Origin of the sequence: Francisella uliginis, from assembly GCF_001895265.1 — a bacterium.
GTDB classification, from domain to species: Bacteria; Pseudomonadota; Gammaproteobacteria; order Francisellales; family Francisellaceae; genus Francisella; species Francisella uliginis.
Window position 1 is genome coordinate 1,706,287 of record NZ_CP016796.1, and the last position, 22,852, is coordinate 1,729,138.

Below are 22,852 nucleotides of genomic sequence, written 5' to 3' on the forward strand. Positions count from 1 at the left end.
ACAGTAGTTTATTAAAATATAGTTACCTATATCTTCCAAATGTGCTTATTGTATTGGCCAATAGTTCTATCAGAACTAAAGAAACCAGATTTAGCTGTATTTACTAAACTCATTCTTAACCAATGCTCACGATCTTCATAATCTCTAAACACTTGATCTTTAACTTTAATATACTCAACTAAATCTATCAAAGTCATAAACCAATCTTTACTTATCAACTCATTAAATAAAGGAATTAGCTTATCTTTATCACCAATAGATAATAAAGTTGGCGAGATTATAAAATCAACAACATTTTTAATAACTGGGTTGTGATAATAATCTATCGATTTATAACCACTAGTTTTATACAAATCAATAATCGTATCACTATCTTTACCAAATGTATAAATATTAGCACTTCCAACTAACTCAGCTATTTCAACATTAGCACCATCCATAGTACCAAGAGTAATAGCTCCATTTAGCATGAACTTCATATTACCTGTACCACTAGCCTCTTTAGAAGCCAAAGATATTTGCTCAGAAACATCCGTAGCTGGAATCAATTTCTCAGCAACACTAACATTATAGTTCTCAACAAAAAGTACACGGATATATTGATTAACTTCCTCATCATTATTAATCAGCTCTTGTAAGCATAAAATCAAATGAATAATGTGCTTAGCAATAGTATAAGCAGGAGCAGCCTTACCACCAAAAATAAAGTTAATTGGACGCTTAGGTTTTGGATATAGGCCTGATTTAATCTCAAGATATTTATGAATAATATATAAAGCATTCATCTGTTGACGCTTATACTCATGAATACGTTTGATTTGAACATCAAAGATACCATCTTTTAATAGATCAACACCTGAGTAATAACTTGCAAACTCTACAAACTGATCTTTTTTAGTTTTTTTGATTTCATCAAGCTTAGCTAATACATTTTTATCATTATGATATGCTAATAACTTCTCTAATTGCTTAGAATCTTGAATGAAACTATCACCTACTAAACTTTTTAGATAAGATGCTAATTCTGGGTTTGCTTGTAATAGCCAACGTCTAAATGTAATACCATTAGTCTTATTATTAAATTTATTTGGATATATATCATTAAAATGTTTTAGTTCTGAATTCTTTAAAATATCAGTATGAAGTGCTGCAACACCATTTACACTAAAGCTATAGTGAATACAAATATGCGCCATGTGAACGCAATCATTTTCATCTATTATAGCAAGTTCATGATCTGTGTATTGCTCTTTAATTTTTTTATCTAGATACTTGATAATATCTATCATTTCTTTAGATAGAACTTTCTCTAAGTAACTTAAAGGCCATTTTTCTAAAGCCTCAGCTAGAATAGTATGATTCGTATAAGCAGCTGTTTTACTAACAAGCTCTATAGCTCTATCTATATCGATACCATTAGCTATTAATTGACGAATTAATTCAGGAATAACTAAAGTTGGATGAGTATCATTAATTTGTACAACAGCGTGCTCTGGTAAACTTTCTAATGAGTAACCATTTTTAGTAATATCCGAGAAAATTAAACTCACAGCGTTACTAACCATAAAATACTGTTGGAAAATTCTTAAAAGATGCCCATCTTCATCACTATCATCTGGATATAAGAATAGTGTCAAGTTTTTCTCAATAGCAGTTTTATCAAATGTAATATCATCTTCTATAACATCAGGATCAACGCTAGTAATATCAAACAAGCATAATTTATTTACAAAATTATTTGCATAACCGACTACATCAATCTCGCATAGCTGAGACTCAACACTAAAGTTATTAAAATCTACGTTATAGCTAACATCTTTTTTATTTAACCAGCCTAACTTTTCTATCCAAGGGTTTGGCTTTTCACTTTGGCTGTGATTTTTAAACTTTTGCTTAAATAAACCATAGTGATAATTCAAGCTGATACCTGTTCCAGGAATACCTAATGATGCTATAGAATCTAAGAAACATGCTGCTAATCTTCCTAAACCACCATTACCTAAAGATGGTTCAGGCTCAAACTCTTCAATTTGTACAATATTTTTGCCACTGTCTTTTAATATGCGGCAAACGTCATCATAAACACCTAGATTAATTAGATTACTAATTAGCATTTTACCAATTAAAAACTCACTAGAAATATAGTAGATTTTCTTTTTATAGACTTGTTCAGGAAGCTTTGCTGTTTGCTCTTTAGCATAACTTAGCAAAGCATAGTATAAATCTTGATCATTTGCTTGGCTAACATCGCAATTTAGTATTTTTTCAAGATATAGTTCAATTTGATTTTTTTCATTCATTTTAATAAAACCTTTAATAAGAAATTTACTTTAGTTTAAAAATATTGATTTAATTAGGCAATATAATGTCATTAAAACATTTTCTATACAAGATATATGAGATTTTTTTAGTCTATTTCTTTGATTAACTGTTGATAAATACCATGTAGTCTGTCAGCAGCTGCGTTCCAACTAACATCTTGTTGCATTGCTATTTTTCTAACTTTTCGCCAATCAACTTTGCGATCATATAGTGCAAAAGCTCTGCGAATAGCTCGTTTGTAATCCTCCACTGTAAATTTCTCAAATACAAAACCTGTAGCAGTATTATCTGCTAAGTTCTCTAAAGATGTATCTGTAACAGTATCTGCTAAACCTCCGACCTTATGAACAAGAGGTAAAGTACCATAAACTAATCCATAAAGCTGTGTCAAACCACACGGTTCAAAACGAGAAGGAACTAAAATAACATCACAGGCTGCAACAATTTCATGAGCATATTTTTCATCATAACCTATATATACAGATACAGATTCAGGATATTTTTCTGCTATAGCTTTAAACTCATCTTCTAAAATACGATCACCACTTCCCAGTAAGACAAGTTGGCCACCTCTAGAGATGATTTCCTCTAATCCAGCAATAACAAGATGTAATCCCTTCTGCTCCGTTAAACGACTTACTAAACCAAATAAAGGCGCAGTATTTTGCACCTTTAGACCTTTTGATTTCTGTAGGAATGACTTATTTTTTGCTTTACTAATAGCAGCAGACTCTTTAGTATATTTATTTTTTATAACAGGATCTATACGTGGATTCCAAACATTAGGATCTACTCCATTCAAGATACCATATAAGTCATTTTTCCTTTTAGATAATAGCCCATCTAAACCACAGCCTTGTTCATGTGACTGAATTTCTTTTGCATATGTTGGACTAACAGTAGTTATCTTATCAGCAAAATGTAAACCTGCTTTCAGAAAAGAAATTTGACCATAAAACTCCATACCATTCATACCTAAGAAATCATTAGGTAATCCTAGCTCTGGAAAAATATCTGTGGGGAAAAGCCCTTGATATGCTAAATTATGTATAGTAAAAACAGATTTTACACTTTTTATACCTGTTGTAATTTCAGCTGCTTTTATATATGCAGGAACTAGTCCTGAATGCCAATCATGCCCATGCACTATATTAGGAATCCACTGACAATCAAGACCTTTTACTAACTCAGCAGCAACCCAACCTAATAAAGCAAACCTTTTATAGTTATCCGCATATTCCTTATTATCTTTATCAGTATAAGGATTTCCTGGTCGATCATATAAACTAGGAGCATCAATCACATATATTTTGATTTGTGTATTAGGGATTCTTGCTAGAAATATAGATACTTGATCATCAAATTTAGTTGATAGCTCTATTAAAAGTTCTTTTTCTTCAACACTATTCATAAATGCTGGAAAGCCAGGAACTAATACTCTACTATCAACACCTATTTCTGATAACGCAGGAGGTAATGCAGCTGTAACATCTGCAAGGCCTCCAGTTTTTAGCAGTGGATATAATTCACTACAGACATGTAAAACTCGCATGATTTTCTCTTATATTCAATTAATTTATTTTTTTATTAACTTATCAATCATAGGCTTAGTAACTAAAACTACACCTTTATCAGTTCTAAAGAAATTTTTTGCATCTTCTTCAGGATTCTCACCAATCACCATTCCAGCAGGAATATTACACCCTTTATCAATTACAACTTTCTTCAAACGACAATTCTCTCCTACCACAACATCAGGCATTATAACCGACTGATCAATTTTACAATACGATGATATTCTAACTTTTGAGAACATTAGTGTCTTAGAAAGCTCTGAACCAAGTACAATACATCCGCCAGATGTTAAGGTATTTGTAATTATACCATGATTACCTTTTTGATCTGGAACAAATTTTGCTGGAGGTAGTTGCTCTTGAGCTGTCCAAACAGGCCAATCCTTATCGTACAAGTTTAGCTCTGGCATGTTTGCTGCTAAATCAAGGTTCGCTGCCCAAAAAGCATCAATTGTACCTACATCTCTCCAGTACGGTTCAACATCATCACCTCTAGGTACACATGACATACTAAATGGATGAGCAAAAGCTTGTTGTTCTTTTACTGCTCTTGGGATTATATCTTTACCAAAATCATGGCTTGATGTGCCGTTTTTTATATCTTCTTCAAGAAGGTCATATAAATAGTCTGAATTAAAGATATAAATACCCATACTTGCTAAACATCTATCTGAATCGCCTGGTATTGTTGGAGCATTCTCTTGTGGCTTCTCAACAAAGCCTGTTATTTCACGCTCTTCATTAATACCCATTATTCCAAATGCAAATGCTTCTTCTTTAGGGATTTCAACACACCCAACTGTACATTTGTAACCACTTTTCACATGATCACGTAACATTACAGAGTAATCCATTTTATAGATATGGTCACCTGCCAATACAACGACGTACTCTGGAGAGTATGAACGTAAAATATCAATATTTTGATAAACTGCATCAGCAGTACCTCTATACCAATGCTCTTCATCTACTCTTTGCTGTGCTGGAAGCAGATCTATGAACTCATTCAACTCACCTCTTAAAAAGCCCCAGCCACGCTGTAAATGACGTAATAAAGAGTGTGATTTATATTGAGTCACAACCCCAATTTTACGTATTCCAGAATTCAAACAGTTTGATAAAGCAAAATCTATAATTCTAAACTTACCACCGAAATAAACTGCAGGCTTTGCACGAGTATCCGTAAGATTATATAAACGCGAGCCACGGCCTCCTGCTAAAACTAGCGCCATAGCTTTTTTATACAACTGATGATTTGGTGAAGTATCAGGATTTTTCATAATATTATTAACTCCTTTGTTTAATATTTTTCTTAAGAATTATGTTATAACAGTTGGTTCTTTCATTCCCGTTAAAGATTTAATATTTGTTAGACTCTCTGCAGCATCTACTAGCTCTGCTAGGGCTTGTTGTGTTGGGATGTCAAAATTATTAACATCTGCTTCATATTTCTCTAAATATACCCTTAAAGTAGCTCCTTGTGTTCCTGTACCAGATAGTCTAAATACAATACGTGAGCCATCCTCTAAAATAACTCTTATACCCTGGTGATTTGAAACTGAGCCATCAATTGGATCTTTATAACTAAAATCATCCGCTTTTTCTACGATCTGACCACAAAGTTTACTTCCCTGTAACTGTGATACTTTTTGTCTTAATGAAGTCATAATTTCATTAGCAATTTCAATATCAATCGCCTCATAATCATGTCTAGAATAGAAGTTACGCCCAAACTTTTGCCAATGTTCAGCCACTAAATCATCTATATTTTTATTTGTTGCTGCTACTAAGTTTAACCAATATAAAACAGCCCAAACACCATCTTTTTCACGAATATGGTCAGAACCTGTTCCATAGCTTTCTTCACCACATAGAGTAATCTCATTAGCATCAAGAAGATTACCAAAAAACTTCCAACCTGTAGGAGTCTCATAACAAGAAATATTTAAAGATTCTGCCACCCTATCGACAGCTGCCGATGTTGGCATAGATCTTGCAACACCTTTAAGACCTTTCGAGTATGCAGGAATAAGATTAGCATTAGCAGCCATAATAGCCAAACTATCTGAAGGTGCTACATCAATCTTTTTACCAACGATCATGTTTCTATCTGCATCACCATCAGAGGCTGCCCCGAAATCATATTCACCACCACGCATATGTTTTACTAAATCTGCAGCGTTTACTGGATTAGGATCAGGATGAAGACCTCCAAAATCTTCTAGAGGTTCTGCATTAACAACAGTTCCAGCAGGAGCATTTAATGCAGTTTCAAAAATATATTTTGCATACGGACCAGAAACAGCACTCATAGAATCAAAACGAACTTTAAAGCCTTTTTTGAAAAGATCACGAATTTTATCAAAATCAAATATTTGTTGCATTAATTCAGCATAATCAGCTACTGAATCAATAACCTCTACAGTTGTACTTTCTATTGCATATGTACCAACTTTACTTAAATCAATAGCATCTTGACTAGCATCACTTATATAATATTTATCAATACTTTGAGTTTCTTGATAAATTTTTTCTGTGATTTTTTCCGGTGCTGGGCCGCCACTTGAAATATTATATTTTATACCAAAGTCACCGTTTGGCCCACCAGGATTATGACTTGCAGATAGGATAACTCCACCAAAAGCTTTGTATTTTCTGATTACATAACTAGCTGCAGGAGTTGATAATATACCATTATGACCAACTATTATCTTAGCAAATTTGTTAGCTGCTGCTATACGGATAATAGTTTGTATTGCAACTTTATTGTAATATCTACCATCTCCACCTACTACTAAGGTTTTTCCTGCTATATTATCTAAGGAATTAAAAGTTGATTGAACGAAATTTTCTAGATATCCAGGCTGCTTAAAAGCTTTGACTTTATTACGTAACCCAGATGTTCCTGGTTTTTGATTAGCAAACGGTTTTGTCGATACAGTTTGAATTGCCATTTTTTTATTTTACCTTAGTGTTTTGTTATTGATTAATACATAATCAACATTCCATAAATAAAACTAATATGCTATTCATCTTACCACTATCTTTCTCAATTTAGAATAATTAATAAACTTATTATTTATAGATTTTTTTTAGAGAATTTAGCTAATTTATCAAGCTGATATAAACTTAGTAATACTATAGCTGTTAATAATTTGTTAGTATAAAAATAGTGATATTTATAAACTTACTGAGTAGACCTTATTTTTTATAAAAGGTGCTGTTGGTTTTGAATTATTTTATTAGGAGCTTTTATGAAAAAATTAAAAAAAGATTTTGACACAAACACAAACATAAGCGATTTAGATAGATATTACTTTCATGAAGGTAAGCATATCTACGCATATAACTTTATGGGTGCTCACGAATCTCAAGAAAACGGAGTTACAGGCATCAGGTTTACAACATGGGCTCCTAATGCTAAAAGCATTTGTGTAATTGGTGATTTCAGCCTGTGGGGAGTAAATGATAAATATTATATGAAACCCGTTAGTGAATCTGGACTATGGAGTATTTTCATACCTGAAGCAAAAAATGGTGACAAATATAAATTTGTTGTTACAAATAAACACACTAATCAAGAAGTCCATAAAAGTGATCCTTATGCTGTTTTTTCTGAATTAAGACCAAATACCGCTTCTATTATCAATACAAAAACAAAATATAAATGGAGTGATGATAAATGGCTTAAAAAGCGTGCAAAAACTAATCATTACGAAACTCCAATAAACACTTATGAATTACACCTAGCATCTTGGAAAACTAAAGATGGTGAGTTTATGAGTTATGATGAAATAGCTAAAACCCTGCCAAAATACGTTAAAGAAATGGGATATACCCATGTTGAATTTATGCCACTTCACGAGCATCCTTTAGATGCATCTTGGGGATACCAACCTACTGGATTTTATTCAGTTAATAGTCGCCATGGAGATCTCGTGGGCCTAAAGCTTCTTATTGATAAATTACATAATGAAAATATTGGTGTAATTTTAGACTGGGTTCCGGGACACTTTTGTAAAGATCAACATGGTTTAATAAACTTTGATGGTAGCCCCTGTTATGAATACCAAAACTATAATAAAGCAGAAAATAAAGGCTGGGGTACAAAAAACTTTGACCTAGGCCGAAATGAAGTTAAAAGCTTTCTTATATCAAATGCAATGTATTGGATAAGTGAATTCCATATTGATGGAATTCGTGTTGATGCGGTATCAAACATTCTATACCTAAATTATGATAGAGAAGATGGTCAATGGGAGCCAAATATATATGGTGGTCATGAAAATTTAGAAGGCATAGCATTCTTAAAAGAGCTAAATAGCGTACTTAAACACACATGCAAAGGTGTTTTGACAATTGCTGAAGAATCATCATCTTGGCCAGATATCTCAACACCTGTCGAAGATGGCGGTCTTGGTTTTGATTTCAAATGGAATATGGGGTGGATGAACGATACGTTACGATACATTGCATTAGATCCGGTTTATCGTAAATATCATCACAATTTAATTACTTTCTCAATGGTATACCACTACTCAGAGAAATTTATCTTATCAATATCTCATGATGAAGTAGTTCATGGCAAGAAGTCTCTAATTAATAAGATGTGGGGAGATTTGTGGAATAAATATGCCGGCCTACGCTTATACATGACTTACATGATAGGTCATCCTGGTAAAAAACTTATCTTCATGGGTAGCGAATTTGGACAGTTTGTTGAGTGGCGTGAGTATGAGCAGTTACAATGGCAAGTTGTTGATGAGTATGACTCTCATAAACAAACATTAACATTTTTCAAAGAGTTAAATGATTTTTATCGCCATGAAACAGCATTATGGGAATGTGACTATGATCATCAAGGTTTCCAATGGATAGATGCAAATAACTCTGAACAAAGCATCTTATCTTTTGTGAGAAGTGATAAAGCTGGTAATCATTTAATTTTTGTATGTAACTTCACACCTGAGGTATACTACGATTATCATTTAGGTGTTCCAAAAGCAGGCTCGTATAAAGAAGTATTTAATTCAGATGAGCATAAATTTGGTGGTTCTGGACAGATTATCGAAGATAAAATATTTACAGAACAAGAAAGTTCACATGGATTCGATCAAAGAGTGAGTATCAAAATACCTCCAATGGCTACATTAGTCCTAAAACCGGTAGCTTCATAAAAAGAATAATTATTCGTATATTTTAATTGAAAGAGAATTATATTATATGCAAACAATAGATCAAAATATCTGGATTCAAGATAAACATGGAAACTTTAGTCTACTAAATGTTGCCCATGATATTAACTTAGATTATGAAACAAATAGTATTAGATTTAGAATACAAGCAAATGGATTTTTACATGGGTATGTTGTCGGGAAATTTAACAATTGGCAAAAGCAAGAAGATCTTAAACTTAATTGGACTATAGATAACGATGATGGCAGTTTATGGCTAGCTAAAGATATATTTTCTATAGAAAATCTTGTTCCAGGAACAAACCAGTACTCATTTATATTAGTTGATTTAAATGGTAATGAGTTTAAAGTTTCAATAAATGATAATGATTTTATCCCTTTAAGTTTCAACTGGCTTGTTAACTCAAATAAACTAGAAATTAAATCATCTGAAAATTTTATAGCTTTAGGTTATAAAGTTGATTTAGTCGCTGTTACTAAATCAGTTAGCCAACGTTGTAAGATTGTAGATGTCGAATGGGAAATCTTTCCCAAAACGCATCAAATTCACATAACGGATAACAAGCTTTTTGTTGATCCAAACATAAGTGATGAAATATCTCAAATTGACATTAAATGTTTTAGTAAACAAGATCCTTCTATTACTGCTGAAAAAAGTTTTGAAATAGTTAGAGAAAAACGCCAAGGAGCCTTAGTACATTTTATTAAGAAAGATGGTCAATATCATGGAGAAAACTTTAGCTGGGATCTATGGACTTATAGTGAAGATCAATCAACTGAAATAGTATTTTTGTCTAGTCGAAGTGATTTTGGAGTTTATGCTCTGTGCGATAAAGATAACGTTATTGCAAGAAAAAAAACATGGGGAATAAACTGGCATAATGAATGGAGCGAACAAACTAACTCCTTTGATATATCTGAACAATATAATAACTACTATATTATTCAGGGTGATGCTCATATTTATACTTCTCTTGTAGATGTGGTTAATAGAACAAACCCTAGAATAGAATATGCTGTAATGGATGAGAGTGATAAAATCAAAGCTTACTTATCTGATAAGCCGCAAGTTGGAACACTTTTTGAACTATGGTTAAACTCTAGTAAAGTTGATAATGTTGATATTATCATAAAAGAAAAGGCTCAGCAGATAGTATTTACAAATCTTCCTGAAAATATAAAAGGCTCAGATCTAATTGAAATCCGTGCAAATAATACTTTTTTACCAACAAAGGTATTGATGAGAAATTATTTAGATAAATTTCATTACCCTAAAAATGATATGGGAGTAATCTTTAATGAAAATACAATATCTCTAAGACTATGGGCACCTACTGCAAAAAAAGTTGAAGTTCTTTTATATAATCAAGACTTAGCTAATAACAAAAAGCAACCTGACTTCTCATATGAACTAATTCCAGAACCGGAATATGGAACTCATCATGTAGAAATAAATCGTAGCAGCTATGAAAACAAGTACTATTTATATAGGTTATATTTTGATGATTTAGACCCTAGAGGCAACATCTATACAAGAATAACATACGCTGTCGATCCTTATGCTTGTGGATTAGGTATAAATGGTGACAGTGGCTTTTTAGTAGATTTAAATAGCTCTGAGCTAATGCCTGAGAAGTGGCAAGAAGACCAATCTGAGAATGTTTCAAACAAAAATGATGCTATTCTTTATGAAGTACATCTTCGTGATCTTACAATAAGTCCTGAAAGTGGTATAGATGAAAAACTTCGTGGCAAATTCCTTGGTGCTGTAGAAGAAAACACTACTTATACCGATGGTGATAAACAAGTATCAACTGGAATTGATAGTTTAGTAGAGCTTGGTATTACACATGTACATCTACTACCTATTTTTGATTTTTCTTCGGTTGATGAGAAAAAAATTGATGAAGAAGACAATAGAAACTGGGGATATGACCCTAAAAACTATAATGCCCCAGATGGTAGCTATTCACTAGACCCTTACGACCCTACTCAAAGGATTAAGGGTGTTAGAGAAATGATTCTAAAATTCCATCAAAAAGGTATTGGTGTTGTGATGGATATGGTTTATAACCATATGACTGACACATCAAATCTAGATAAAATTGTACCTAAATACTATTTTAGAACTGATGAGCTAGGTAATTTCACTAATGGCTCAGGTTGTGGTAATGAACTAGCGACTGAACGCCCTATGGTAAGTAAATTTGTTCAAGATTCTGTCGTGCATTGGATCAAAAACTATAAAATAAATGGGGTTCGTTTTGATCTAATGGAGCTGATTGACTTAGATACTATAAAAAATATAGTTACAAGGGCAAAACAAGTTGATCCAAATGTAATAATATATGGTGAGCCATGGAAAGCTGATAATTCACCTCTAACAAATGGTACTCACAGAGGCACGCAAAGAAACCAAGATTTCTCAGTCTTTAACGATTCCTTTAGGGATGCTATTCGTGGTAACAATAATCCTGGTAACGGCTTTATAAATGGCAATCCTCATTGCCCTGGAAATATAGGTAATGTTATTGAAGGTCTAAGAGGCTCCATCCATAACTTAACCGCTAAACCAAACGAATCTGTCAATTATGCTGATGCGCATGATAACTATACATTATGGGATCAAATAGAAAAGAGTCAAAATCATAATATCGCAACAAACAGCTATAGAAAGAATATACCTAGTGACATTTTCCAAAGTACTCTTGTGCGTCAAAACGCTCTAGCATTAGGAATAATCTTAACTGCCCAAGGAATACCATTTATCCATGGTGGTGCAGAGTTTCTAAGAACTAAACAAGGTGATCACAACAGTTATAAAAGTGGCGATGATGTAAATGCTTTTCACTGGTCTGATAAACTACATTACAAAGATTTCTTTGACTATGTTAAAGGATTGATAAAGCTACGTAAGGAACATCCTGCATTTAGAATAAATGATAGAGCAATTGTTGATAAAAACCTAAATATAACAACTGCCCATCATGATAGTAAATCAGGAGTTATCATTTCTCACTTTAAAAACTATGCTAATGGTGATAGTTGGAAAGATATCGTTATTGTCTATAATGCGACAGCTATTGATAATTATGATATAAATGATCTTTTACCAAAACCTGATAGTAAAGAGTGGCATATTGTTGCTAATCATAAGCAAGCAGGTACAGAAACTATACAAAAGGTTAGTGTTGGTGAACTTCCAAGCTTAAGGTCTCATTCATTAATGATTATCCATAGTTAATAAATCATAGGTTAAAATATATGTTAGATATCTTTAAAACCCCTATAAATACTAAAACTAAACTGTTACTGTCAACATCAGGTAGTAACTCTTCGATAACTAGGCATAATACAGCTATTCAAAAATTAGGGCTAAATCTTTGCTACTTCACATTTGAGGGAGAAATCTCAGCAAAGACTTATACTGATACAATTAAAGCACCTTTTATAAATGGTGGCACTGTTACAGCTCATAATGGTCTAAAATCAAAGGTAATCCCTTTCTTAGATTATGTCGAGCCTCTTGCTCAGAAGACTCTAGCTGTAAACACTATTATTAATAAAGATGGCAAGCTTTATGGTTATAATACTGATTGTCATGGTTTACAAACAGCTTTAGCTAAAGGTATAAAAGAATCTAAACAAGATATCAAAACTGCTATAATCTACGGTAATGGCGGTGTCTCTGGTGTTGCTTTTAAGGTACTGCAAGATTTAGGTATCAAAGTAACTATCATCGGTAGAAATGCTGAAAAAGTAGCTCAAAAAAGAAAAGAGCTGGGTATAGAAAACATCCCCCACTTTGAAGGGCCTTATGATCTAGTAGTTGATGCAACTCCTATTTCATCATCGCCTAATCTAGAGCAAAATACTCAATTTATAGATTTGGTTAAGAATACAAAAATAGTATTTTGTCATGCTATGCCTGAAAAGGATAATAAGAAAAATCATCTACTAGAATATTGTAATAAAAACAGTATCTTTTATATCTCAGGTGAAGATATGTATATTGCCCAACTTATAAAGCAATATATGATTTATTTTGAAAACCTCAATCAAAAGAAAATCTCTGAAGAGGATATAATCGCTGCTTGGGGATTGTAAAAATAGACATCATAGCAAATCTTATCCTTAAATGTTAAACTCTAACTGAAAAGATAGGATATAAATTATGAATAAAAAGCTTACTCGCAATATTATTCTAGCTATGATCTTAGGGGCTATTTTCGGCTCAATATTTCATTTTTTTTCTGATGTCTTTTGGGTTAGACAATACCTTGTAAACGGTATTTTAGATATCGTTGGTACAATTTTCATTACCTTAATGAAAATGCTAGTTGTGCCACTAGTTCTAGTATCAATAATTTGTGGTACAAGTAATATATCTGATCCAAAAATCCTTGGCCGAGTTGGTGGTAAAGCCATTTGTCTTTATATAATGACAACAGCTATAGCAATTTCATTAGCTATTTCAATCGCGTTATTATTCAATATCGGTGCTGGAGCAAATATAGCCACAACAGATTTACACTATAATACAGGTCAGGCTCAAAGTTTAACTCAGACAATTTTAGGGCTATTTACTGAAAATCCTTTTAAATCATTTGAACAAGGTAATCTATTACAGATAATAGTTTTTGCTATCTTATTTGGCTTAGCTATAAGCCTTACACAAGAGCCTTCTAGACAAAGGATAAACCAGTGGTTTCAAGATATAAACAATGTAATTATGTCACTAACAAATATTGTCATAAATCTTACCCCATACGGTGTCTTTGCTCTAATTTCAAAACTAGTTATAACGACTGAATTTAGCAAATTTCTACATATTTTCAGTTATTTTTTTACAGTACTGCTAGTTTTGATTATTCATCTTTTTATCACAAATGGAATCTTAATAGGAATTCTCGCAAGATTAAACCCTATCAAATTTTTTAGTAAATTGTTACCTGTTCAACTTTTTGCTTTCTCAACTGCTAGTAGTAATGCTACTATCCCTTTAACTTTAGATACTGCAGAAAATAAAGTTGGTATCGATAGACAAATATGTGGCTTTTCAATCCCTCTTGGGGCAACTATAAATATGGATGGTACTGCTATTATGCAAGGGGCTGCTACAGTATTTATAGCCCATATTTATAATATTGACCTTAGTCTTTCTGCATATATCACAGTTATATTAACTGCTACATTAAGCTCAATAGGAACTGCTGGAATCCCTAGCATAGGTCTTATTACTTTAACTTTAGTATTATCGCAAGTTGGACTTCCTGTTGAAGGTATAGCTTTGATAATTGGTATAGATAGGATATTAGATATGGTTAGAACAGCTGTAAATATTACCGGTGATCTTGCTGTATCAACAGTTATTGCCAAATCAGAAAATTATTTACATAAAGATATTTTTGATAAATAAAGGATTAAGATTTATTTTCTTTTAAGGTATCCAACCAATTAGAATAAAAAGCTACTCTATCATTTTGCCAAGAGTAATCTATATTTCCATTATCATTATAATAGCCATAAGGCTTTGTTATATTTTCAGCTGCAGCCTTATCTCTTAAATATTCAGTTTCTAAAGTAGCTTGCGTATACTCCAAATGATTAAGCATATATGTGATTTTATGAGTTTTATCAACCAAACAATCCAAACCATCTATAGGCGATGCTAAGATAACATCAGTATATTTTAAGACATTATTATCTTTTATTGTTGTTTGTCTTGATACACAAGCTTTAAGTTGACCCTCTACACCTTTTAGCAATGGATGATCATGCTTAATAGGTTTATGCTCATAGACACCAAATAACTTATGATCTAAACATTCTTTTTGAATATCATACAGGTAATTTAGACCTGCTTGAGCAGCCCAACAAACTAGCATTACAGATAAATCATATTCAAGACTTTTTGTGATAATTTCACAAACTTCTTCATAAAAATCTACATCTTCAAACGCTAATAGTTCTACTGGTGCTCCAGTAATAACAATCCCATCTAACTCGGCAAAATCATAATCTTGCCAATTGGAATAATTCTTCTCTAAATGACTCTTCTGGACTCGAGTACTAGGCCTTACTAAAGAATGAAAGAAGACAAAATCAACAATCGTAGAACTATTCTGAGAAAGCACATCTTTCCATTGTTTTTCTGTTTCTTTGACAGTTGGCATTAGATTAACAACAGCTATGCGAAGATGTTTAATACCAGTACTTTTAAAACTAATTTGATTTGAGAAATTAACTTTCAAATCACTGAAGTAATTAAATGACTTTTTGACATTGACCGTCATAATTCACCTCCGAATACTCTAAAGCTTGTGTTAAATCTTCAATCAAATCATTAGGATCTTCTAAACCTACAGATAATCTAACTAAACCATTAGAAATCCCTGACTGTAATTTTTCTTCTTCACTTAATTGAGAATGAGTTGTAGATGCTGGATGGATTATCAAACTTCTAGCATCACCAATATTTGCACAATGAGTAAATAGCTTTGTTTGCTCCACAAGATTCTTACCTGCTTCAAAACCATTTTCTAATTCTATTGTCAAAAGCCCAACTAACCCCTTCGTGAAGTATTTATTTGCTAGAAGATTATATGGTGAGTTTACTAAACCTGCATAATTTACTTTTTTAACTTTTGGATGAGCATTTAAAAACTTCGCGACTATTTCAGCATTTTTAACATGTCTATCTAGTCTTGCACCTAAAGTTTCTAAACCCTGAATTGCTAAAAATGCTGTATGTGGACTAAGTGTAGCTCCAATATCACGTAAGCCTACAGCTAATCCCCTAACAGTAAAAGCAAGTTTTCCAAATGCCTTAGCAAAAGAGATATTATTATAAGATGAATCTGGTTCTGATAATAAAGGGAATTTATCATTTGCTGTCCAGTCAAAATTACCACTATCAACAACTGCCCCACCAACTATAGAACCATTACCACTTAAATATTTTGTTAAAGAATAAGAAACTATATCAGCACCATGCTCAATTGGGTTGAGTAAATAAGGTGTAGCAACAGTGTTATCTACAATGAGTGGAATACCAGCCTCATGAGCAATCTCTGCAAGAGCTTTTATATCAGCAATAACTCCTGATGGATTTGATTGCGACTCAATATACAATGCTTTTGTATTATCTTGAATAGCATTTCTGACTTCATCAAGTTTATTTATATCAACTAGAGTTGACTGCCAACCGAACTGTCTTGGAAATGTATGTGTTAGTTGTGTTATAGATCCACCATACAAATATTTTGAAGCAACAATATGATCTCCACTTTGAAGTAAGTTCAAAAGTATCAACAACTGTGCAGCATGACCTGATGAACAAGCAAACCCTCCAGTTGCACCATGTAAATTGGCTAATCTTGAAGCATATTCATCTACAGTAGGATTCGTTAAGCGTGAATATATACTACCAAATTCTTCTAGTGCAAATAGCTTAGCTGCATGCTCTGTACTTTCAAATACAAAGCTAGATGTTTGATGTATCGGTGTTTGTACAGAACCACTTTTTTCTGGAATAGATCGATGTACCGCTAAAGTTTCTAAAGAATATTTACTCATAGTTTTCTCCTATTTATAAAACTCTTTAGCTTGGGAGAAAATCTGAGAATGGAGGATTGATATCCAGCACCCTTTTAGCAGATTATTTTTCGTGTCCGCAAGCTGAGTTACCAAATCAACACGTTTATAAGCCTTAGCTTATAAGTCTATATGAAATTTCTTTCATACTATTTAGCTTAGTCTTTAGAGATACTATTGTCAAATAGTTATACCACACTTTTTTAAAGTTTTTTCCAAAAAAATAATCTAGAAATAATTATAATTTAGATTATTATTGAACATTCTCTAAATATTTTTTCATACCTTCTATGCTACTAAAATCATTACAGCTTAAGCAATTAGTATAGGTATTATGTGAATTAAAGATATTTTTAAGAGCAAAACCTGGTCCAATTTCAACCACATTAGAATAACCATATTCAAATACACATTGAGAAAGTTTACCAAATTGTAGAGTTGTACTTAACTCTTTTGCCAAAAAACTTGTAGCTGATGCTGAAGTATAGTTTTTACTAAGGCTCAAAGAATCTATAATTGGGTATCGAAGGTAACAATTATCATACTGTTTAAGATAACTAGCAAACTTAGATGTCGCATCTTTTAGAAAATATGTATGAGATGGAACATTTACACTAACTTTTTTAACAAACTTCGCTCCTAACTCTTTAACTGCATTTGCAAATACCTCAAGCTCCTTATTTGATCCAGCAATTACAGCATGAGTATCTGAAAGACAAATAGCAAGCTCACATTTATACTTATTTGCGACTTCTTTGATTTGGGAAATATCAAGACCATCTTTGACTGATACCATTGAAAATTTACTCTCATCATTATCTATCGCTTCAAGCATAAACCTTGCACGCATTGTTACTAACTCTAGAGCCTTATCTAAACTTAAATTAGCAGAACAAATAAATGCTATAGCCTCACCTAAACTATAGCCACAAAGACCACTATCTGACTTCATAGACAATAAATCAAAAACTCCTTTAGACAGTATAGTTATAAATAATTGGGCAAATTTTTGATCAAATAAATACTTACTAAATTCATTCTTGTTTAGAAGATTTATATCAACTAGCTTTGATGCTTCCTCTAAAAAAGTAACGCCTCTTTCATCCCCGGATAAAAGTTTAAACATATCTGCATTTTGTAAACCTTGCCCACTAAAAGCATACATTATCGCCATACTAAGTCCTTATGATAATACTGTCCTAATAACAATAGTAAAGCTATCATATCAGCTACCCCTCCTGGACTAATATTTGCCGAAGAGAATTCTCTATGCACAGAAACTGCCTTGTTCAATAATTCTGTTGATTGACAATTTAATAAATCCTTTGAGCGATTTTTTGCATATATAAGAGTATCATAGCCACACCTATTTAAAATATTTGTATCATCCATATTCTGCATAAGATACACATAAGCATTGATAACAGCCATATCTAAGCTATTATGTTTATAGTCATAAATAAATTCATCAAAATAATCAAAAACTATAGAATAACCATCTATTGCTAAATCTTTAGCCCCTTTAATATTATATTTTTCTCTTTGCTGCTGACGTGATTTAGATATCAATGTATCATGCATTTGTAACGGCTTTTGCCACTGTAAAATAAAATTCTCTTTTAAATCTGACAAACCTATAATTTCATCAAAAGATGCAAGTGTTGCACTCATAAGCCCTAAGGCAAATATTGCTCCTTTGTGAGTATTTATACCATTAGTCACTCGTAACATTGTATTTTCAGCTTGTATTGCTAATTTTTTAAGCGCAAAAAAGTCACACCCTTTATTTCCATATCTAACAACTTGTGAAAAATAATTCCTTAAAGCAAATAGACTTTTATAGAAAGTATTAGCATCCATATCAGTATGGGCACCACTATCCACAAAACTAACCAAACCAGGCTTAGGATAGCTCTTTAACTCTAAAAAAAGAGCCTTTACAGCATAGCCAGCAACTTTTTTATAATCAGTTTTCATACAAGGTCGGCTCAAGCTCATATAATTTTGCTTTGTTGATAACACATATTGATGATTTTGTCTTACATATTAAATCATTAGTTTTATCACTAATTAGCTCTCTTAGGTTAATATCTCCAATATTATTAAAGCGTATTTCAATATCAACCTTACAGCTTAGACATGTTTGAAGACTCTCTAGAAGACCTTTTAAAAAGAATAAAGTTTGTCCACCATATATCAAAAGCATATCAATATCTGAAGTTTCTGTAAAAAGTTCTTTTTTAGTCAAATAACTAATAGCATAAGACCCATAAACATAAATTTCGTTTTGATCAAAAGCTTTAGTCTGCCATCCAAAATACTCAGATATTTCTCTTAAGGTTGGTGGTAATTGTATCTTAATAATATCAGTACTTTCAAACAGCATTGCCGCTTTTATTTTATGGCTTTTTTCTAGTGTAGAGACAGCAAGCTTAATTCCATTTTGAACATTATCTTGTCTTGCTACAATTAATGGATAAGAGTTTCCAACCCAAGCTTTAACAATACCTAAATTATTTTTATAAAAATCATCTAGCTTAAATGTAGCATTAGGTTTCACATAAGCAATATTATGACGATCTAGTAAACTTTCTAGCTGTTTAATATCTGCTCCATCACAGGTAAAGCCCACTTCCTCCCTCCTCGCTCAAAACCTAGTTTTGCACGCTCATCAGCCTCATAATCAAGATATAAATCTTTTTTTAAGTTTTCTGCAACTTCTTCAATTTCCAGAACCTTATGTATACCACCTAAGTTTTTAAAATTTTCTATTCCCGGAGCAAATACTGCAGAAGTTTTACTAAGCTCTTCTAATCTTGATTGAGGAATTTTTGTAACTTTAGCCATTCCTTCTAACCACATCACTGCTACTTTAGCTTCTGGAAGCGCATAGATTTGATCACACATTAACCCAAAGGCAATAAAACCACCACCAATTGCCTGATTATATACTGTAGATATCAAAGAGTGACCGCTATTTCTAGCTACTTCTAAAGTTTCTAAAAGATGAGCAAAGTATTGATTCATACTTAACCACTCATCTTGCATTGCTAGCTTTTGTCCCGCAACATCAACAGGCATAAATATAGGAGTCTGCTCACCCTCTTCAATAATTTCAATAATCTTCTCAGCCATTAATAATGCTTGTTTAACACCTAAGAAAGTATCATTTTCAACACCCAATATCTTAACAGGTTTACCATCTAAAATAGCTTGACCAAACACAACGCCATCAGTAGTTTTATAGTCACAACCTTCAACAAACACACTATTTAAAAAATCATCTGTTTTCATATCAACTCCTTTTGATATCTTCAGCTATTTTTAGAAAATCACTATAATTCATATCAAAAATCTTATCAGCCAACTCATCATAATTATTTACATTAAGATACTCAGCTTCTTCTCTACAATCTCCAGAGTCTAACAATCTTTGTTTAAGCAGTTTTTGTTCAGCTTTAACTACTTCTAAATCTAACCTAGCCTCTTTTTGAAGCGCTTCGCCGATTCTCATTCTAATCGTATCTATATTATTATCAGCAAAAAGTTCAGCTTCACTATTTAGATAACGTGTTTTACCTCCATAAACTCTCCATACAAGAGCCCGATCATTAGCATCAAATGCTTCAATCCCTTTAACTGCTTGAATAACCTCTGCTCCTGAGACTCCTATACGAGATACTTCAGAGACAATTCGACAATCTAGCGTTGCAGCAATAATTCCCATGCCTCCATAGGCACCATTTTTACCACAGATTACACCAATTGTCTTAACTCCATTTTTTCTCGCTATAAATATGGATCTAATAATTTCTGATATGGCAATTTCCCCGGCATTTGCCTCATGTAAACGAACACCTCCACTATCAATCAGTAAAATAACTGCCTCAATATTTTCTTTCACAGCTTTTTTAAATAATGCATTTAGCTTTGCACCATGCATCTCACCAACAGCGCCACCAATAAAATCTTTTTGCTGAGCAGCAACGAATACTTCTTTATTTTTTAAATTAGCCCTACCTAAAACAATACCATCATCATGCTCACCAGTTATTCCGAGATCGTTAAGATGGCTACTATAGCAATCTCCTTTACACTTAAATTCTTCAAAATTATCAAAAAGAGAAGCTATTCTACTTCTAGCATCAAGCTCTAGATAATTACTACCTTTTGGAACTTCTTGTTTATAGTATACTTCAATTGCTTGTCTTAGCCTAAGAGCTACAACAGCAGGTGTTGCTCCACTATCATTTATTCTAAAACTTAATGCTTCTGGCCTATACTCATCAACAAAATCTGTACATACTGCTTGCCATAACTGCTCAAATCCATCCACTGATGTAAATATATCAAATGTTACTTTGCCTTCTTGCTTACTTTTATCTACTAACACTTCACAATTTCCAGATCCTACAACACCTACAGTACAAGCTAAGCCTTTCGTTGTTGAATTTGTAGATTCAAATATATAATTTAATTTTTGCATATCTATTTCACCTACCAGTTTCTAAATTTACTTGGTGCTTTATATAAGCCTCCTGAAATATCAACAAGATCACGTATAGATTTAGCCGCCAGCAAATCCCTAGTTGCATCACTAAGTTTTATCCCTAAATCCTCTGGGCGCTGAATCACTCCCCTTTCTCTTAGCTCAGCAACCTTTTGTTTATCTCTTGCTAATCCAACTGGCGTATAACCTGCTACACCTCGAATTGCCTGCTCTCTCTCATTTGTGTTCCTACACATCAAAAGATTTGCAATACCTTCTTCTGTAACAACGTGCGATATATCATCACCATAAATCATTACCGGAGGTAAATCTGCTTTCATTTCTTTTTGTAAATCCCAAGCATCAAGATTTTCAACAAATGTTGGTTTACCAGAACCCTGAAATGTCTCGACCATTTGTATAACTAATTTTCTTCCACGTGGCATATTGTTAGATGTTGCTTGTGTTCGTTCTTGTCCTGCTTTTAACCATGCATAAGAAGAGTGTCGCCTACCCAAAGAGTCGCAGCCCATATTTGGAGCTCCTCCAAATCCAGCTACACGCCCTTTTGTTGCCGTTGAACTATTTGCTTGTAAATCTATTTGTAAAGTCGCCCCATTAAAAGCATCACTTCCATAATGTCCAGCTAATTGACCAAATAACCTATTTGATCTAAGTGACTCATCCCTACCTGTAAAAAATATATCGGATCTTGCTTTGACATAATCATTCATCCCTAATTCTCCACCAAAACAATAGACAGACTCCACAAATCCCGCTTCAATTGCTGGAATCAATGTTGGCAAAGGGTTAACTACCCAATGTTTACAAACCTTACCTTTCAATCCTAATGATTCGGCATATGTAGGTAAAATAAGTTCTATAGCACAGGTGTTAAAGCCTACACCATGATTAAGTCGATTAATCTGATATGGAGCATATATGCCTTTAATAACCATCATTGCCATTAAAATTTTGATTTCATCTATCAAAGCAGGATCTCTAGTAAATAGTGGTTCAATATAACATGGTTCGGGAGATTCTATAATCACATCTATCCAATCACCCGGTATATCAACTCGTGGAAGCTTATCAACAATCTTACTAACTTGTACTATTATCAAGCCCTTTTTGAATGAAGTTGCCTCAACAATAGCTGGAGTCTCTTCAGTATTTGCTCCAGTATATAGATTTCCCTCTCTATCTGCTTGCTCTGCAACAATAAGTGCCACATTTGGTGTTAGATCCATTACCATTCGAGCATATAGCTCGTTATAAGTATGGATATTACCTATCTCAATCTTACCATTTTTAATCATCTGCGACAGTCTGATTGACTGAGGACTCGAGAAACTAAAATCAACCTTTGAAGCAATTCCTTTATCAAAAATATCCAAGTGTTGTGGTAATGAAATAGCAGATTGTATCATATGAAGATGATTAACTTTTGAAACATCACAAGCCAGTAATGACTTGGCCAAGAAACTTGCTTGTTTTTGGTTATCTCCTTCAATACAAACTTTATCTCTTGGTAAAATAGCACTCTCTAATAGTGATATACAATCATTACTCTTACAAACTTTACCATCTAAAAACTTACTTATAGAGCTAACTCTATTTTGATACTCTTTTTCTAGACTATTCCAATCTTTCACCAACTCAGACTCGCACAAAAT

General features: G+C 32.9%; 16 protein-coding genes and 1 riboswitch. Of the genes, 4 read left to right on the forward strand and 12 right to left on the reverse strand.

Translation table 11 applies throughout. From position 1 onward, the window contains the following. Nucleotides 1–26 precede the first annotated feature (26 nt). From glgP to F7310_RS08025, 4 genes are all read right to left on the reverse strand, one after another. Nucleotides 27–2,300: a glycogen/starch/alpha-glucan family phosphorylase gene (gene glgP, locus F7310_RS08010; RefSeq protein WP_072713076.1), complete on the reverse strand. Its 2,274-nt coding sequence runs from the start codon at nucleotides 2,298–2,300 to the stop codon at nucleotides 27–29. A 107-nt stretch (nucleotides 2,301–2,407) separates the two neighbouring features. Beyond that, entirely contained in the window at nucleotides 2,408–3,874 is a 1,467-nt protein-coding gene (glgA, locus tag F7310_RS08015; RefSeq protein WP_072713078.1) for a glycogen synthase GlgA, read from the reverse strand. 24 nt (nucleotides 3,875–3,898) lie between these two features. Continuing rightward, nucleotides 3,899–5,176: a glucose-1-phosphate adenylyltransferase gene (gene glgC, locus F7310_RS08020; RefSeq protein ID WP_072713079.1), complete on the reverse strand. Its 1,278-nt coding sequence runs from the start codon at nucleotides 5,174–5,176 to the stop codon at nucleotides 3,899–3,901. 39 nt (nucleotides 5,177–5,215) lie between these two features. Then, on the reverse strand, nucleotides 5,216–6,850 hold the full coding sequence (locus F7310_RS08025; RefSeq protein WP_072713081.1) for an alpha-D-glucose phosphate-specific phosphoglucomutase: 1,635 nt from the start codon (nucleotides 6,848–6,850) through the stop codon (nucleotides 5,216–5,218). A gap of 300 nt (nucleotides 6,851–7,150) precedes the next feature. Here F7310_RS08025 and glgB point away from each other — a divergent pair, with 300 nt between their 5' ends. The 4 genes from glgB to F7310_RS08045 all read left to right on the forward strand — a co-directional run bounded on the left by glgB (nucleotide 7,151) and on the right by F7310_RS08045 (nucleotide 14,510). Continuing rightward, entirely contained in the window at nucleotides 7,151–9,073 is a 1,923-nt protein-coding gene (gene glgB, locus F7310_RS08030) for a 1,4-alpha-glucan branching protein GlgB (RefSeq protein WP_072713082.1), read from the forward strand. 46 nt (nucleotides 9,074–9,119) lie between these two features. After that, nucleotides 9,120–12,335 (forward strand): type I pullulanase, encoded by a 3,216-nt coding sequence (gene pulA, locus F7310_RS08035; RefSeq protein ID WP_072713084.1) that lies wholly within the window; start codon nucleotides 9,120–9,122, stop codon nucleotides 12,333–12,335. A 20-nt stretch (nucleotides 12,336–12,355) separates the two neighbouring features. After that, the gene (locus tag F7310_RS08040; protein ID WP_072713086.1) at nucleotides 12,356–13,198 is read left to right on the forward strand and encodes a shikimate dehydrogenase family protein; all 843 of its coding nucleotides are present in this window, start codon (nucleotides 12,356–12,358) and stop codon (nucleotides 13,196–13,198) included. A 67-nt stretch (nucleotides 13,199–13,265) separates the two neighbouring features. Next, on the forward strand, nucleotides 13,266–14,510 hold the full coding sequence (locus F7310_RS08045; RefSeq protein ID WP_072713088.1) for a dicarboxylate/amino acid:cation symporter: 1,245 nt from the start codon (nucleotides 13,266–13,268) through the stop codon (nucleotides 14,508–14,510). Between the two features lie 4 nt (nucleotides 14,511–14,514). On the opposite strand, the gene F7310_RS08050 is transcribed toward F7310_RS08045, so the two are convergent. From F7310_RS08050 to mdcA, 8 genes are all read right to left on the reverse strand, one after another. Further along, nucleotides 14,515–15,387 (reverse strand): homoserine O-acetyltransferase/O-succinyltransferase family protein, encoded by an 873-nt coding sequence (locus tag F7310_RS08050; protein WP_072713090.1) that lies wholly within the window; start codon nucleotides 15,385–15,387, stop codon nucleotides 14,515–14,517. Continuing rightward, nucleotides 15,359–16,669: an O-acetylhomoserine aminocarboxypropyltransferase/cysteine synthase family protein gene (locus tag F7310_RS08055; RefSeq protein ID WP_072713091.1), complete on the reverse strand. Its 1,311-nt coding sequence runs from the start codon at nucleotides 16,667–16,669 to the stop codon at nucleotides 15,359–15,361. Before F7310_RS08055 ends, F7310_RS08050 begins: the two co-directional genes overlap by 29 nt. A gap of 53 nt (nucleotides 16,670–16,722) precedes the next feature. Continuing rightward, nucleotides 16,723–16,801, reverse strand: a riboswitch (SAM riboswitch). Between the two features lie 139 nt (nucleotides 16,802–16,940). Then, the gene (locus F7310_RS08060; protein WP_072713093.1) at nucleotides 16,941–17,861 is read right to left on the reverse strand and encodes an ACP S-malonyltransferase; all 921 of its coding nucleotides are present in this window, start codon (nucleotides 17,859–17,861) and stop codon (nucleotides 16,941–16,943) included. Continuing rightward, a complete protein-coding gene (locus tag F7310_RS08065; RefSeq protein ID WP_158513255.1) occupies nucleotides 17,852–18,664 on the reverse strand; it encodes a triphosphoribosyl-dephospho-CoA synthase in 813 nt (270 codons plus the stop codon). Before F7310_RS08065 ends, F7310_RS08060 begins: the two co-directional genes overlap by 10 nt. Continuing rightward, nucleotides 18,654–19,319 (reverse strand): phosphoribosyl-dephospho-CoA transferase MdcG domain-containing protein, encoded by a 666-nt coding sequence (locus tag F7310_RS08070; protein ID WP_072713096.1) that lies wholly within the window; start codon nucleotides 19,317–19,319, stop codon nucleotides 18,654–18,656. Before F7310_RS08070 ends, F7310_RS08065 begins: the two co-directional genes overlap by 11 nt. Then, nucleotides 19,280–19,981: a biotin-independent malonate decarboxylase subunit gamma gene (locus F7310_RS08075; protein ID WP_072713098.1), complete on the reverse strand. Its 702-nt coding sequence runs from the start codon at nucleotides 19,979–19,981 to the stop codon at nucleotides 19,280–19,282. Before F7310_RS08075 ends, F7310_RS08070 begins: the two co-directional genes overlap by 40 nt. Before the next feature lies 1 nt (nucleotide 19,982). Then, a complete protein-coding gene (gene mdcD / locus F7310_RS08080; RefSeq protein ID WP_072713100.1) occupies nucleotides 19,983–21,173 on the reverse strand; it encodes a biotin-independent malonate decarboxylase subunit beta in 1,191 nt (396 codons plus the stop codon). 11 nt (nucleotides 21,174–21,184) lie between these two features. Continuing rightward, nucleotides 21,185–22,831, reverse strand: a complete 1,647-nt coding sequence (mdcA, locus tag F7310_RS08085; protein WP_072713101.1) for a malonate decarboxylase subunit alpha — start codon at nucleotides 22,829–22,831, stop codon at nucleotides 21,185–21,187. Nucleotides 22,832–22,852 lie beyond the last annotated feature (21 nt).

Excerpts from the sequence above, each read along its gene's own strand:
- glgC (WP_072713079.1), bottom strand. The coding sequence starts at position 5,176 with ATGAAAAATCCTGATACTTCACCAAATCATCAGTTGTATAAAAAAGCT.
- F7310_RS08065 (WP_158513255.1), bottom strand. The coding sequence starts at position 18,664 with ATGAAAACTGATTATAAAAAAGTTGCTGGCTATGCTGTAAAGGCTCTT.
- mdcD (WP_072713100.1), bottom strand. The coding sequence starts at position 21,173 with ATGCAAAAATTAAATTATATATTTGAATCTACAAATTCAACAACGAAA.
- F7310_RS08060 (WP_072713093.1), bottom strand. The coding sequence starts at position 17,861 with ATGGCGATAATGTATGCTTTTAGTGGGCAAGGTTTACAAAATGCAGAT.
- pulA (WP_072713084.1), top strand. The coding sequence starts at position 9,120 with ATGCAAACAATAGATCAAAATATCTGGATTCAAGATAAACATGGAAAC.
- F7310_RS08025 (WP_072713081.1), bottom strand. The coding sequence starts at position 6,850 with ATGGCAATTCAAACTGTATCGACAAAACCGTTTGCTAATCAAAAACCA.
- glgA (WP_072713078.1), bottom strand. The coding sequence starts at position 3,874 with ATGCGAGTTTTACATGTCTGTAGTGAATTATATCCACTGCTAAAAACT.
- glgB (WP_072713082.1), top strand. The coding sequence starts at position 7,151 with ATGAAAAAATTAAAAAAAGATTTTGACACAAACACAAACATAAGCGAT.
- F7310_RS08045 (WP_072713088.1), top strand. The coding sequence starts at position 13,266 with ATGAATAAAAAGCTTACTCGCAATATTATTCTAGCTATGATCTTAGGG.
- F7310_RS08050 (WP_072713090.1), bottom strand. The coding sequence starts at position 15,387 with ATGACGGTCAATGTCAAAAAGTCATTTAATTACTTCAGTGATTTGAAA.
- F7310_RS08040 (WP_072713086.1), top strand. The coding sequence starts at position 12,356 with ATGTTAGATATCTTTAAAACCCCTATAAATACTAAAACTAAACTGTTA.
- F7310_RS08075 (WP_072713098.1), bottom strand. The coding sequence starts at position 19,981 with ATGAAAACAGATGATTTTTTAAATAGTGTGTTTGTTGAAGGTTGTGAC.
- F7310_RS08055 (WP_072713091.1), bottom strand. The coding sequence starts at position 16,669 with ATGAGTAAATATTCTTTAGAAACTTTAGCGGTACATCGATCTATTCCA.
- glgP (WP_072713076.1), bottom strand. The coding sequence starts at position 2,300 with ATGAATGAAAAAAATCAAATTGAACTATATCTTGAAAAAATACTAAAT.